This is a genomic window from Halorussus salinus, from assembly GCF_004765815.2.
GTDB lineage: Archaea > Halobacteriota > Halobacteria > Halobacteriales > Haladaptataceae > Halorussus > Halorussus salinus.
In genome coordinates, this window is record NZ_ML974128.1 from 446,347 (window position 1) to 458,794 (window position 12,448).

The window sequence follows — 12,448 nt, forward strand, 5'->3', positions numbered from 1 at the left end:
TATCGTACCGCGAGCGCAACAACACCGCACTTCGACCGCCTGCCGTCGGTGGCCCGAGGAGACGCGCGTTGTCGAACGAACGCCGTCCCGCGTTTCCGTCCGAGGAGCGGCGCGTGTCAAAAACTGTTTATCGGCAGGCGGCCACAGTGTCGGTATGTTCACGCGGTTCTCGATACCGACGCCGTTTCAGGTCGGCCCGGTCAACGCCTACCTCGCTGGCCGGACGCTGGTAGACCCCGGACCGGGTAGCGAAGAGGCGTGGGCCGCCCTACTGGACGAACTCGAATCTCAGGACATGGGACCGACCGACATCGAGCAGGTGCTGGTGACCCACGCCCACCCCGACCACTTCGGACTCGCCAAGCGACTCCGCGAGGAGGGCGCGCGCATCGTCGCCAGCCCCACTACCGCGGAAATCATCGCGGACTTCGAGGCCCGCCTCGACTACGAGCAGTCGTACTTCGTGGACTTCTTCGAGACCCACGGGATGGCCCGCTCGACGGCCGAGACCATCACCGACCTGCCGGAAGTGTTCCTCAACGTCGCGCCCGGCGTTGAGACCGACACCACCCTCGGCGACGGCGAGACCGTCGAGGTCGCCGACACGCAACTCACCGCCGAGGCCGTGCAGGGCCACGCGACCGGCGAGACCATCTTCACCTACGAGACCGACGGGAGCCAGCGCGCCCTCGTCGGCGACCACGTCCTCCCCGACATCACGCCCAACCCGCTCCTCCAACCGCCCGCCGACGACGGCGGTGAGCGACCCCGCGTCCTCCCGGCGTTCAACCGCTCGCTCTCGAACCTCCGCGAGCGCGAGTTCGACCGATTCCTGCCGGGCCACCGCGAGGAGATAACCGACCCGAACGGCCGCATCGGCGAGATTCTCTCCGCCCACGAGGAACGCACCGCGAACGTCCTCGAAATCGTGGAGAACGGCCCGACGACCGCAGTCGAGGTGATGGAGGAACTGTTCGACGACCTGCCCGCGACCGAGTACTTCTCGGGGATGAGCGAGGCGGTCGGCCACCTCGACGTACTGGACGAGCGCGGCGAGGTCTCCTCGCGCGAGCAGGGCGGCGTCGTCGTCTGGGAGGTGGCGGAGTGAACCGCCTCCAATCAGTTGCGCTCGGCGACGAGGACGCGGATATCGTCATCACCGGCGGCCGAGTCTGCCTGCCGGAGAAAGGCGAGTTCCAGTCGCGCGACGTGGTCATCGTGGACGACCGGGTCGCCGCGCTCCCCGAGGACGCCACCCCGGTAATCGGCGACGACACCCGCGTCATCACCGCGACGAACCGCGTCGTCGCGCCCGGATTCGTGGACGCCCACACCCACCTCGACCTCCACCAGACGTTCGAGAACGCCTACCACTACGCCATCGAGGGCGGCACGACCACGGTCGTCTCGGAGGTCACGGGCTACGGCCCGGCGTTCGGCGCGGAGGGCGTCGAGCAGTTCCTCGCGGCCACGTCCTACCTCCCGGTCCGGGTTCGCGCCGTCGTCCCGCCCCAACCCCTGCTCGATACGTTCGAGCCTCCCCGAGCAGACGACGACGAGGCCGACGCCCTCGCGGACCTGCTGGCCGACGACCGCGTGGTCGGCGTCGGCGAGACCGACTGGATTCACGCCGTGGGTCGGGACACCCCCGCGGAACTCCTCTACGAGCGCGCCGACGCGGAAGACAAGACCGTCTCTGGCCACGCCGCGGGTTGCTCGGGCGAGAAGCTGTCCGCCTTCGCCACGATAATCGACGACGACCACGAGGCCATCTCGGGCGAGGACATCGTGGAGCGCGTCGAGAACGGAATCCACGCCATCGGGCGATACGGTTCGATTCGCGACGATATGGAGGCTATCGGCGACGCCTACCCCGCGGTCCCCACCGCGGAACTCTCGCTCTCGACCGACGGGATGTGGCCCCGCGAACTCATCGGCGAGGGGTACATGGACGCGGTGGTCCGCCGGGCCATCGAGGAGGGTGTCGAACCCGCCGACGCCATCCGGATGGCGACGCTCAACCCGGCGCGCCACTTCGGGTTGGACGACGAGGGCGTCGGGTCGCTGTCGCCCGGTAGCGTCGCCGACGTGATTCTCATCGACGACTTGGACGAGGTGAACGTCACGACGGTTCTCAGCGGCGGCGAGGTCGTCTACAACAAGGGCGAGTCGAAAGTCGCGCCCCGGAGCCACGAGTACCCCGACCACTTCTACGACTCGGTGAACGTCTCGACGGACCCCGAGCAGTTCCGGGTGCCCGCCGACGCCGCCAGCGACGGAACCGGAAGCGGGGAAGGGAGCGACGCCGACGCCCGAGCGGGCGCGGTCCGCGCCGTCGAGTACCAACAGGGCCTGCTCTCGGGCGAGACGACCGTCGTCCCGCCGGTCGAGGGCGACGAACTGCTCGCGGACCCCGACGAGGACATTTTGAAGGCGACACTCCTCGACCGCCACCGGAACGGAGACGGAACGGGCTTCACCGGCTTCGTGACCGGTCTCGGCATCGACTCGGGTGCGGTCGCGACCACGCTGGTCTGGGAGACCACGGGCGTCCTCGCCATCGGCGCGGACGACGACGAGATGCGGACCGCGGTCGAACGCGTCGCCGAGATGGGCGGCGGGTGGGCCGTCGTGGACGACGGCGAGGTCGTCGCGGAACTCCCGACCCGCGTCGCGGGCGTCTGCTCGGACCTCGAAGTCGAGGAGACCGCGAAGCTCTACGACGCCGTGGAATCGGGCCTCCGGCGACTCGGTGCCGACGCCGACCGGCCGATGCTCGCGGTCCAGACCATGACGTTCCCCGGCGTCCCGAAACTCAAGTTCTCCTTCTCGGGGTACGCCGACATCCTGAACCGGGAAGTAGTCGGACTGACGCCCTGAAAAATCGGGTGCAGGTTCGGATTCGCTCTCGGTCTCGCACGCTCAGTCTTCCAGCATCTCCTCTTCGGCCCCCGACTCCCCGCCGCCCTCCTCGGGCCTCCGAGCAGTCGCGGGTTCCTGTTCGGCGTACCGTCCCTCGGGATGCTCCCGAATGGTGCGAATCTGCTCGTACGGGAAGAAGTTCCGGCCCTCCTCGCGGTTCAGCCAGACTCCGGTGTCGTAGAACTCCAATTCGTGGCCCTGAACCGGCGACGTGACCACTCGTTTGCCCCCCTGTTCGCCGTCCCGCTCGCCGTGTCGTTTGACGAGGTACACGGAGTAGATACTCTCGGGCATCGCAGAGGGAGTACGCCACAGGCGTCGATAAGTGTGTGGGATGCTATCGTTAGCCAATTTACTTAAGCCCGCGTCCGTCGCATCCCCGCTACCATGTCCGAAACCGTACTGGTGACCGGCGCGACCGGAACGCAAGGCGGCGCAGTCGCAGACCACCTGCTGTCGGGCGACCACGGCGACTTCGAGGTCCGCGCGCTCACTCGCCACCCTGACGGCACCGCGGCCCGCGAACTCGCGGAGCGCGGTGCCGAGGTCGTGCAGGGCGACCTCTCGGAGAAGAACACCCTCCGACCCATCGTCGAGGAGGCCGACGCCGTGTTCGGCGTCACGAACTTCTGGGAACACGGCTACGACGACGAAATCGACCACGGCACGAACCTCGCGGAAGTCGCCGACGAGGTGGGCGTGGACCACTTCGTGTTCAGTTCGGTCGGCGGTGCCGAGCGCGACACGGGCATCGCTCACTTCGACTCGAAGTGGGAAATCGAGGAGCGCATCCGGGACCTCGACCTACCCGCGACGGTGGTCCGCCCCGTTTTCTTCATGCGGAACTTCGAGGGAGCGCGCGAGGACATCGAGAACGGAACGCTGGCGAACGCCCTCGCGGAGGGCGTCTCGCTCCAGATGATAGCGCCCGACGACATCGGCGGGTTCGTCGCCGAGGCGTTCGCCGACCCCGACCGCTACCGCGGCGAGAGCTACGAACTCGCGGGCGACGAACACACCCTCGAAAGCGCGGCCGAGACCTTCTCGACGGTGCTGGACCGCGAGGTAGAGGCGGTCCACGTCCCCATCGACGAGTTCCGCGAACAGATGGGCGAGGAGTACGCCGTCATGTTCGAGTGGTTCAACGACCACGGCTACGAGGCCGACATCGAGGCGCTCCGGGCCGACCACGACGTGGCGTTCACCGACCTCGAAACCTACCTCCGCGAACGCGGGTGGGGGTCGGCCGACCGCCCCGACTGAGCGACCGACGGCTCCGAGCGACGGCTACTGCGACCGGAGCCGCGACAGCGGACCGGTCCCGGCGGCTTCCTCCTCGGCTTCGGCGGCCCGCCGCGCCCGCCGGTCCTGCAGTCGGTTGTACGCCACGCCCGCGCCGATGACGAACGCCATGATGGCCAGCGACCGGAGCTTCGGCTTGATGGCCGGGCGCTCGCGCTCTTGGCCGCCGTCGGTCGCCGACTCGTCCCCACCGGCCCCCAGCGAGAGCGAGCGAGAGGCGGTCTCCTCGTCGTCGCTTCCGGGACTCACCGACCAACTGAACTCCGAATCGTGAAAGTGGATTTCGAGAATTCCCATGCCCCGTACCTTCGCCGAGCGCGAACTTAGCGGTTGGGGCGGCGACCGAATCCCTCCGACGTGGGTTTCGACGCTCCTAACGAAACCGACCGACGAAACGCTTCCGTGACGTTCATTACCACAGGCTGATTCCTCGCAGGTATGGACGAACGACACCGCGAATTTCTCGACGACTTGCTCACGACCGCCAGTCCGTCCGGCTTCGAGGCCGACGTGCAACGGGTGTGGGTCGAGTACGTCTCGGAGTTCGCCGACGAGGTGCGGACCGACGAGTACGGGAACGCAGTGGCGGTCGTGGAGGGTAGCGACCCCGCCGTCGCGTTCACCGGGCACGCCGACGAAATCGGCCTGATGGTCAACGGCGTGGACGAGGAGGGCTTCGTCCGCCTCTCGCGGGTCGGCGGCACCGACCGCACCGTCTCGAAGGGCCAGCACGTCGAGATTCACACCGACGACGGCGTGGTCCGCGGCGTCGTCGGCCAGACCGCCATCCACCTCCGGGACCCCGAGGACGAGGAGCTAGAGGACATCGCCGAACAGCACGTCGATATCGGCGTCGAGAGCGAGGCCGAGGCCCGCGAACTCGTGGACGTGGGCGACCCCATCACCTTCGACACGCCGGTCCGCGAGTTGGAGGGGACCCGGATGGCCGCCCGCGGGATGGACAACCGCGTCGGCATCTGGGTCGCCGCGGAGGCCGCCCGCCGCGCCGCCGAATCGGACGTGGACGCGACCGTCTACGCGGTCAGTACGGTCCAAGAGGAGTTGGGAAAGCAGGGCGCGAAGATGGTCGGGTTCGACCTCCCGGTGGACGCCGCGCTCGCGGTGGACGTGACCCACGCGGTCGATTCGCCCGACCTCGGCAAGGAGAAAGACCAGCACGGCGAAGTCGAGTTGGGCGCAGGTCCGGTCGTCTCGCGGGGTTCCTCGAACCATCCCGAGGTCGTCCGCGCAGTCCGCGACGCCGCCAGCGAACGTGACCTGCCGCTCCAGTTGCAGGCCGCCGGGCGAGCGACCGGCACCGACGCCGACGCCTTCTACACCTCGCAGGGCGGTATCCCGTCGCTGAACGTCGGCCTGCCCAACCGCTACATGCACACGCCCGTCGAGGTCATCGACACCGACGACTTGGACGCCGCCGCGGACCTCCTCGCGGCCTTCGCCGAGGAGTCCGCGGGCCGCGACGAGTTCGCCGTGGACATTTGAACTAATGGTAATCGGTCCCGGTGTCAATCTGCTATAAAATTACTTATTAGTTTCAGCGAACGAACGGTATTCGTAACGGAATGTCTACGGAGCGCCAGCACCGGAGTCGGTACCTTCGGGCGTTCGTCTTGGAGCGTGACGACCACACGTGTCAGTCGTGTGGAGTTACCGGTGCTGAACTGACCCGGTCGGGTCTTCACATCCATCACATCGAACCGGTCTACAGCGGCGGTCAAAACGCGCCATCGAATCTCGTCACGCTTTGCCCGCAGTGCCACGTAGAGTGGGACGAAATAGAGCATCCACCGCTGGTTCCCGAAACGTCGATTTACCACCGAACGCTCGACTCACACAGTCACTTACGTTCCGAAGTCAGGGAGACACGTCGGTTGCTCGTCTTGGTTGTGTTAGCATCTCTTCTTGACGATGGTGAGAAGTCGTCCGAGTTGTCCGAGGAGAAGAAAAAAGGCGTTCGACTACTCCTCGCCGCTTCGGTTGCGATGTCGGTCGGTATTCCGTCCGGAGTCGCTTTCACGGCCGGTCTCGGAGTCGGCGTCGGTATTTCGTCGTTCGCGGCGACTTCTTACCAACTCGACGACTATTACGAGATAAAGAAGAAGCAGACCCTCGACGGAGACGACTGAGGACTCCGCGTCGAGGCGACGGTTTGACGTTCGGTATCGACGTACTCTCGGTTCGTGAATCTTCCCTACGGCGACGCGACCATCGACGTATCGCTTCCGGACTGCAACGTCACGGTCGCCGACCCGCCCGGCGGCGACCCCGTGGACCCCCGCGAGGCCGCCGAGGAGGCCATGGCCGACCCGCACGGGCCACCGCTGTCCGAACGGGTCTCCTCGGCGGACGAGGTGGCAATCGTCGTGACCGACGTGACCCGCGCGACGCCCGACGACGTGCTGGTCGATTTGCTCGTCGCCGACCTCCGCGAGGCGGGCGTCTCGCGCGACCAAATCTCCGTCGTGGTCGGTCTCGGTCTCCACCGGCCGATGACCGACGAGGAGTTACGGACCGCGCTCGGCGGGTACGCCGACCTCGCGGAGAACCACGACGCCGAGGCCGCGGAAGTCGTCGGCGAAGTCGAGGGACCCGACGACGAGTTCGTCCCCGTCGAGTTGAACCCGACCGTCGCCGAGGCCGACGCCGTGGTCTCGACCGGGATGGTCGAACCCCACCAGTACGCGGGGTTCTCCGGCGGTGCCAAGACCGTCGCCGTCGGCGCTGGCGGGGAGTCGCTCATCCGCTACACGCACGGTCCCGCGATGCTCTCTCGGGAGGGCGTCCGCTTGGGCCGCGTCGAGGGCAACCCCTTCCGCGCGATGCTCGACCGAGCGGGCGACGCGGCGGGCGTGGACTTCTGCCTGAACGTGACCCACGGTTCCGCGGGTCTCCTCGGGGCGAGCGCGGGCGACCACCGGAAGGTCGTTCGAGACCTTGCAGAGCTATGCAAAAGAAACATTTCTATTTCTTTAGACCAGACGTACGATGCCGTCGTCGCTGGCGTCGGCGCGCCGAAGGACGCGAACCTCTATCAGGCGACGCGGGCCGCGACGTACCTCGCGTTGGGCGACTACGACCCCCTCGCGTCTCCGGCGCGTCACGCCGGAGACGCGAGCCAGCGGGAAGGCGGTTCGGGTACGAGCGGTCGCATCGTCGTCCCGGCCCGCTTGCAGGAGGGCGCGGGCGAGGGCACGGGCGAGAAACGCTTCTACGACTGGCTCAGCGGTGCCGAGAGCGCCGACGCCCTCTACGACGAGATGCGGCAGGGGTACGAACCCGGCGCACAGCGCGCGTTCGTCGTCGCCCGCGTCCTCCGGGAGTACGACCTCTACGTCACGAACAGCGAGTCGCCCGAGGTCGTCGAGGAGTGCCTGATGCACGCTCGGGAGTCGGTCGTGGACGCCGTGGAACCCGGAAGCGACGTGTTAGTCGTCCCGGACGCGCTCGACACGTTGCTGACGAGCGCGGAGTCCTGACGGGCGCGCGGCGCGTGACTATTTCGCGGCGGAGGCTCCGCCCGACTCGTCGCTCTCGTCGCCGTACTCGCCGCCGATTTCCTCCAGCACGCGGTCGTGGAACTCCTGTAGCACCGCGCTCTCGTCTTCGGCCAGCACCACGTCGCTGGCCATCAGCGTGGCGAGACCGAACGCCCGCGGCGTCGGCGTGTCCACGCGGTGCTGTGTCACCGCTAGCTCGCCAGACTGCACGTCGGCCAGCACCTCCTCGATGGCCGAGACGGCGAGTTTGTCCTCGATTATCTCCCGGTAGGTCTCCTCGACGACCGCGAAATCGTCCAACTCCTCGGCGAATCCCAACAGCATCTCGCTGGAGACCTGCTGTTCGCTGGCGGACTTCTCGTAGCCCTTGTAGCGTTTCAGAATCATCAGCGACCGCGTGGCGTCGATGCGGAAGTACCGCTGGAGGAGGTCCGTGCCGTCGAGCGCCGACCGGAGGTCCGGGCGGACCTCCTCGGGGTCGATGTCGCGCAGAATCTCGGCCACGTCCACCTTCCGGTTGAGCGGCATCGACACCGTGAACCCGTGGTCGGCGACTGCGACCGTGACGTTGGTGTTGGCCGCGTTGGCACACCGGTAGGCGACGAGCCGCGAGAGACCGTCGTTGAACTTCCGGCCGTAGTTCGAGTGGACGTAGTAGTGACGCTCGTACTCGTCGCGGTCCAACTCGATTTCCACGGCGAGGCGCGTCGTCGTGCTGACGCTCTCGGGACCGGCGTACCGGACCTGCTCGTCGAACATCCGGGCGATGGCGCGGACGCTGTTCTCGTCCAGCGGAAACTCCCGGAGCCAGACCCGGACCGCGGGCTTGCCTCGCTTCTGGAACTTCTCCAGCAGGTCGCCCTGAAAGTCGAGGATGCTCCGCCCGAGGTCGTAGGAGAGGGGCAACCGCTCGGAGAACCACGAGGGGACGGTCGGTCGCCCGTTCGTCCTATCGACGTACACCTTCGACCCGCGGCGGTACTGGTACTCGAAGGTCTGGCCGCCGAGGACGAACACGTCGCCCTTTTCGAGGGTGTCCAGATACTCCTCGTCCAAGTCGCCGACCCACTCGCTGTCGGCCCGCGTGAACACGTCACAGGTGAACGAATCCGGAATCGTCCCGATGTTGGTCATGTAGATGACCCGCGCGAGTCGCCCCCGTTTCCCTATCAGGGGTTCGCCCACGTCGAACTCCGGGTAGTGGTACTCCCCGTCCGGCGGGTCGTTCTCGTCGCGCCAGATTTTCGCGTAGACGTTCTTGTCATCCAACCCCTCGTAGTCCGAGGTCAGATACCGGAACAGCGTCTCGAACTGCTCGTCGGAGAACTCGCGGTAGGGGTAGGCCCCGCGCAGAATCTCGCGGACCTCGCGCTCGGGGCGCACCTCGTTGATGGCCATCCCGTAGACGTGCTGGGCCGCCACGTCGTAGGCCTCTTCCGGAACGAAAACCCGGTCCACGAAGCCCTCTTCCGCCTTCTTGAGCATCACCGCGCACTCCACGAGTTCGTCGCGGTCGAGCGCGACGACCCGGCCCGTCACGGTCTGGCCGAGTTGGTGGCCCGCCCGCCCGACGCGCTGGAGGAGCGACGCCACCGACTTCGGCGAGCCGATTTGGACCACGAGGTCGATGTGGGGCATGTCGATGCCCAACTCCAGACTCGTGGAGGTCGTCACCACGTCGAGCGTGCCGTCCTTCAGGTCCTGCTCGATGGACTGGCGGGCCTCCTTCGAGAGACTGCCGTGGTGACAGCCGGAGTTCTCCTCGTCGTACTCCGGGTACCGCTCCCGCAAGTTCTGCAAGACGCGCTCGGCTCCGGACCGCGTGTTCGTGAAGACCAGCGTGTTCGTGTGGTCGCCGATGAGGTCGTGGAGTTGGTCGTAGAACCGCTCGTTCACCACGTCCCGAGGAGTCCCGATGAGGTCGTCGGTCGGACACTGCAACTCGATGTCGAACTCCCGCACGAACCGGGTGTCAACGATTTCGTAGTCGCGGGGCGTCGGGTCGCGGGCGGCCTCGGAACCGCCGACCTCACACCCGACCAGAAACTCCGCGATGTCGTCCAAGGGTTCGACCGTCGCCGAACAGCCGATTCTGGTCGGCGAGGTCTCGGCCATCCGCTCCAGTCGCTCCAGACTCACCGCGAGGTGGGTGCCGCGCTTCCCGTCGGCGAGGCTGTGAATCTCGTCCACGACGACGTACTCGACCGTTTCCAACTTCTGCTTGAACTTCGGCGAGTTGAGCAGAATTGCCAGCGTCTCGGGCGTCGTGTTGAGGATGTGGGGCGTCTTCTCAAGCATCTTCTGGCGGGCCGAGTCGTCGGTGTCGCCGTGGCGGATGGCGTGGCGGACCGACGGGTCGCCGTCCATCTTCTCGGCGATACCGCGCAGGGGCACCTCCAGATTCCGGTGGATGTCGTTGGCCAGCGACTTCAGCGGCGAGACGTAGAGGCAGTAGACGGAGTTGTCCAAGCCCTCCTCGCGCTCGCGCTCGCGGCGAAACAGTTCGTTCAGGATGGCGGTGAACGAACTCAGCGTCTTCCCGCTCCCGGTCGGCGAGGCGACCAAGGCGTTCTCGCTTTCGTGGACGAGCGGGATGGTCTCCTTCTGGGGCGGCGTGAAGAAGCCGCCGTTCTCGGGCACGAACGCGCCGAACTCCTCGACCCACCACTCCCGGACTTCCGGTTCCAGCGATTCGAGGACCGCGGCGTCGTCGAGGGCCACCGACTCGGCGTCGAAGTCGAACTCCTCGCGCGCCAACAGCTCGCGCGCTCCCATTTGCAGGTCCGTTAGGAGCGGACGGTTAAGACGGTTTGGCCCCCGGAGTGAAAGTGAAAACGCTCCGCTGTGCGGTCGTTCGGTAGGCTTCTCTCCCGGCGCGTGCGGCGTGGGTCGTTCGGTTGGCCTCTCCCCCGGCGCGTGCGGCGTGGGTCGTTCGGTTGGCCTCTCCCCCGGCGCGTGTGGCGTGGGTCGTTCGGTTGGCCTCTCCCCCGGCGCGTGCGGCGCGGCCTCCCGTGGCCGCGCCAGTCGCGCGAGGGCTGAGGACCGCAGCGAAGCGAGGACCGCAAGCGGTTGGGGAGGACGTGGCCTGCGGTGGCGGTGCGGTCGCGGTGACTCCTTTGCTCAAGCCTGAAGCTAGCCTTCTCTCTTATTCACGTTCTTTTCCACCTCCACCTCCACCTCTACCTTCACCTCCACCTCTACCTCCACCTCCACCTCCACCTCCACCTCCGAGAAAAACGATAGCCACGTGGCCGCCAAATAGGACAGAAGAAACCTCTAACGCGCTGATTGTACGAACTCAAATCCGCTCGCTCAGTTCCCCGAGCGCGACCGCACAGACCGGCGCGTAGCCCGCCGCCAGCAGGGGGACCTCGAACACCACTCGACACCCGCCGTCCAGCGGTTCGACCCGGTGGCCCGTCGCGGCGATACCCGAAATCTCCCACGTCCAGCGGTACTCCTCGCAGGCCGTGACCTCGAAGGAGAGGCCGACGCCGAACGTCGTTTCGAGCGTCCCGGTCGTCCCCTCCCGAATCCGGTCGTCGCTACAGACGACCCCCGCGACCAGCGGCCCCCACTCGGCCCACTCGCCGGTGTCGGTCAGCAACTCCCAGAGCCGTTCGGCGGGCGCGTCGAATTCCTCGGCGACTTCCAGACGACGCCCCTCGGGCGTCCGACCGAACTTCGTCGTGACCATGCCGGACTCCTCGGAGTCCGCCACCAAAATTCCGGCGCTCCAGCTCAAATTTAAGTCTTTGCCACCTCTCGGAAGTGAAATCACGACCGATAGCTCGCTTCTAGACCGTTTCGGTCGAATTTGCGTATCGAGGGCTAATATAAATGACTCGGCGTCGGGAACCGCCCCGAACGCGCCGCTCGCCCGGCAAGTCCCAAAGCCATTAACACGGTTCGGACCGGCGAGTCGAGTATGCGAGTCACCTTTCTCGGCACCGGCAGTGCGATGCCGACCGGCGAGCGCTACCAGACCGGTATCGTCGTGACCGACGAGGAGCGCGACCGCCACCTCCTCGTGGACTGCGGGAGCGGGGTCCTCCATCGCCTCCAGCAGTCGGGCATCGGCTACGAGGAGATATCCAGCGTCCTCCTCACGCACCACCACTTGGACCACGTGGCCGACCTCCTCCCGCTGTTGAAGGCCCGCTGGCTCGCGGGCGAGGAGCATCTCGAAGTCGTCGGCCCGACCGGAACGAAGGCGCTCGTGGACGACCTGCTGGAGGTGTTCGACTACCTCGAAGAGCGCATGGACCTCCGGGTTCGGGAGGTCGGTGCCCACGAGTTCGAGGTCGCCGGATTCGAAATCGAGGGCTACGAGACCCGCCACTCCCTGCCGTGTCTGGCCTACCGCTTCGGCGAGGAGTTCACGTTCAGCGGCGACAGCGAGGCCTTCGAGGGGTTGGCCAACTTCGCCGACGGCTGTGACGTGCTGGCTCACGACTGCTCGTTCCCCGACGACGTGGACGTGGACAACCACCCGACGCCGACCCAACTCGGCGCGGCGCTCGCGGGGTCGGAGGCGGACATCGGCAAAGTGTTCCTGACTCACCTCTACCCGCACACCGAGGGCCGCCACGAGGAGATGCTCAAATCTATCGAGGCGGAGTACGACGGCGACGTGCGGTTCGCCGATGATTTGCGGACTGTCGAACTGTAGCCTCGACTTCGATTCGTCCGCTCGCGGCGAACTG

Annotated in this window: 12 protein-coding genes; 7 read left to right on the top strand and 5 right to left on the bottom strand. The window is 66.7% G+C overall.

Annotation, left to right across the window (positions count from 1 at the left end; translation table 11 throughout):
* The first annotated feature begins 154 nt into the window (after positions 1 to 154).
* Together EPL00_RS10340 and EPL00_RS10345 are read left to right on the top strand one after the other, a co-directional pair.
* Positions 155 to 1,108: an MBL fold metallo-hydrolase gene (locus tag EPL00_RS10340; protein WP_135852782.1), complete on the top strand. Its 954-nt coding sequence runs from the start codon at positions 155 to 157 to the stop codon at positions 1,106 to 1,108.
* Complete coding sequence (locus EPL00_RS10345) at positions 1,105 to 2,880, top strand: adenine deaminase C-terminal domain-containing protein (RefSeq protein WP_135852781.1); 1,776 nt, start codon at positions 1,105 to 1,107, stop codon at positions 2,878 to 2,880. Before EPL00_RS10340 ends, EPL00_RS10345 begins: the two co-directional genes overlap by 4 nt.
* Positions 2,881 to 2,922: 42 nt before the next feature.
* On the opposite strand, the gene EPL00_RS10350 is transcribed toward EPL00_RS10345, so the two are convergent.
* Positions 2,923 to 3,216: a hypothetical protein gene (locus tag EPL00_RS10350; RefSeq protein ID WP_202932597.1), complete on the bottom strand. Its 294-nt coding sequence runs from the start codon at positions 3,214 to 3,216 to the stop codon at positions 2,923 to 2,925.
* Between the two features lie 93 nt (positions 3,217 to 3,309).
* Here EPL00_RS10350 and EPL00_RS10355 point away from each other — a divergent pair, with 93 nt between their 5' ends.
* The gene (locus tag EPL00_RS10355; RefSeq protein WP_135852780.1) at positions 3,310 to 4,185 is read left to right on the top strand and encodes an NmrA/HSCARG family protein; all 876 of its coding nucleotides are present in this window, start codon (positions 3,310 to 3,312) and stop codon (positions 4,183 to 4,185) included.
* 24 nt (positions 4,186 to 4,209) lie between these two features.
* Here the strand turns inward: EPL00_RS10355 and EPL00_RS10360 are convergent, their stop codons facing one another.
* Positions 4,210 to 4,521: a hypothetical protein gene (locus EPL00_RS10360; RefSeq protein WP_135852779.1), complete on the bottom strand. Its 312-nt coding sequence runs from the start codon at positions 4,519 to 4,521 to the stop codon at positions 4,210 to 4,212.
* A 141-nt stretch (positions 4,522 to 4,662) separates the two neighbouring features.
* Between EPL00_RS10360 and EPL00_RS10365 the strand changes: the two genes are divergently transcribed.
* The 3 genes from EPL00_RS10365 (at position 4,663) to EPL00_RS10375 (ending at position 7,721) form a co-directional block, all read left to right on the top strand.
* A complete protein-coding gene (locus tag EPL00_RS10365) occupies positions 4,663 to 5,727 on the top strand; it encodes a M20/M25/M40 family metallo-hydrolase (protein ID WP_135852778.1) in 1,065 nt (354 codons plus the stop codon).
* 80 nt (positions 5,728 to 5,807) lie between these two features.
* The gene (locus EPL00_RS10370) at positions 5,808 to 6,371 is read left to right on the top strand and encodes an HNH endonuclease (RefSeq protein WP_135852777.1); all 564 of its coding nucleotides are present in this window, start codon (positions 5,808 to 5,810) and stop codon (positions 6,369 to 6,371) included.
* 54 nt (positions 6,372 to 6,425) lie between these two features.
* Complete coding sequence (locus EPL00_RS10375; protein WP_135852776.1) at positions 6,426 to 7,721, top strand: lactate racemase domain-containing protein; 1,296 nt, start codon at positions 6,426 to 6,428, stop codon at positions 7,719 to 7,721.
* 18 nt (positions 7,722 to 7,739) lie between these two features.
* On the opposite strand, the gene EPL00_RS10380 is transcribed toward EPL00_RS10375, so the two are convergent.
* The 3 genes from EPL00_RS10380 to EPL00_RS10385 all read right to left on the bottom strand — a co-directional run bounded on the left by EPL00_RS10380 (position 7,740) and on the right by EPL00_RS10385 (position 11,463).
* Positions 7,740 to 10,517, bottom strand: a complete 2,778-nt coding sequence (locus EPL00_RS10380) for an ATP-dependent helicase (RefSeq protein ID WP_135852775.1) — start codon at positions 10,515 to 10,517, stop codon at positions 7,740 to 7,742.
* Positions 10,518 to 10,874: 357 nt separating this feature from the next.
* The gene (locus EPL00_RS24025) at positions 10,875 to 11,000 is read right to left on the bottom strand and encodes a hypothetical protein (protein WP_274380991.1); all 126 of its coding nucleotides are present in this window, start codon (positions 10,998 to 11,000) and stop codon (positions 10,875 to 10,877) included.
* A gap of 40 nt (positions 11,001 to 11,040) precedes the next feature.
* Entirely contained in the window at positions 11,041 to 11,463 is a 423-nt protein-coding gene (locus tag EPL00_RS10385) for an SRPBCC domain-containing protein (protein ID WP_368407944.1), read from the bottom strand.
* A 207-nt stretch (positions 11,464 to 11,670) separates the two neighbouring features.
* Here EPL00_RS10385 and EPL00_RS10390 point away from each other — a divergent pair, with 207 nt between their 5' ends.
* Positions 11,671 to 12,414, top strand: coding sequence for an MBL fold metallo-hydrolase (locus tag EPL00_RS10390; RefSeq protein WP_135852774.1), 744 nt, complete (start codon positions 11,671 to 11,673; stop codon positions 12,412 to 12,414).
* Positions 12,415 to 12,448: the final 34 nt, after the last annotated feature.

Bases quoted from the DNA above. Each gene is read 5' to 3' on its own strand.
- EPL00_RS10390 (WP_135852774.1), top strand. From the start codon at position 11,671: ATGCGAGTCACCTTTCTCGGCACCGGCAGTGCGATGCCGACCGGCGAG.
- EPL00_RS10360 (WP_135852779.1), bottom strand. From the start codon at position 4,521: ATGGGAATTCTCGAAATCCACTTTCACGATTCGGAGTTCAGTTGGTCG.
- EPL00_RS10340 (WP_135852782.1), top strand. From the start codon at position 155: ATGTTCACGCGGTTCTCGATACCGACGCCGTTTCAGGTCGGCCCGGTC.
- EPL00_RS10350 (WP_202932597.1), bottom strand. From the start codon at position 3,216: ATGCCCGAGAGTATCTACTCCGTGTACCTCGTCAAACGACACGGCGAG.
- EPL00_RS10365 (WP_135852778.1), top strand. From the start codon at position 4,663: ATGGACGAACGACACCGCGAATTTCTCGACGACTTGCTCACGACCGCC.
- EPL00_RS10370 (WP_135852777.1), top strand. From the start codon at position 5,808: ATGTCTACGGAGCGCCAGCACCGGAGTCGGTACCTTCGGGCGTTCGTC.
- EPL00_RS10380 (WP_135852775.1), bottom strand. From the start codon at position 10,517: ATGGGAGCGCGCGAGCTGTTGGCGCGCGAGGAGTTCGACTTCGACGCC.
- EPL00_RS10355 (WP_135852780.1), top strand. From the start codon at position 3,310: ATGTCCGAAACCGTACTGGTGACCGGCGCGACCGGAACGCAAGGCGGC.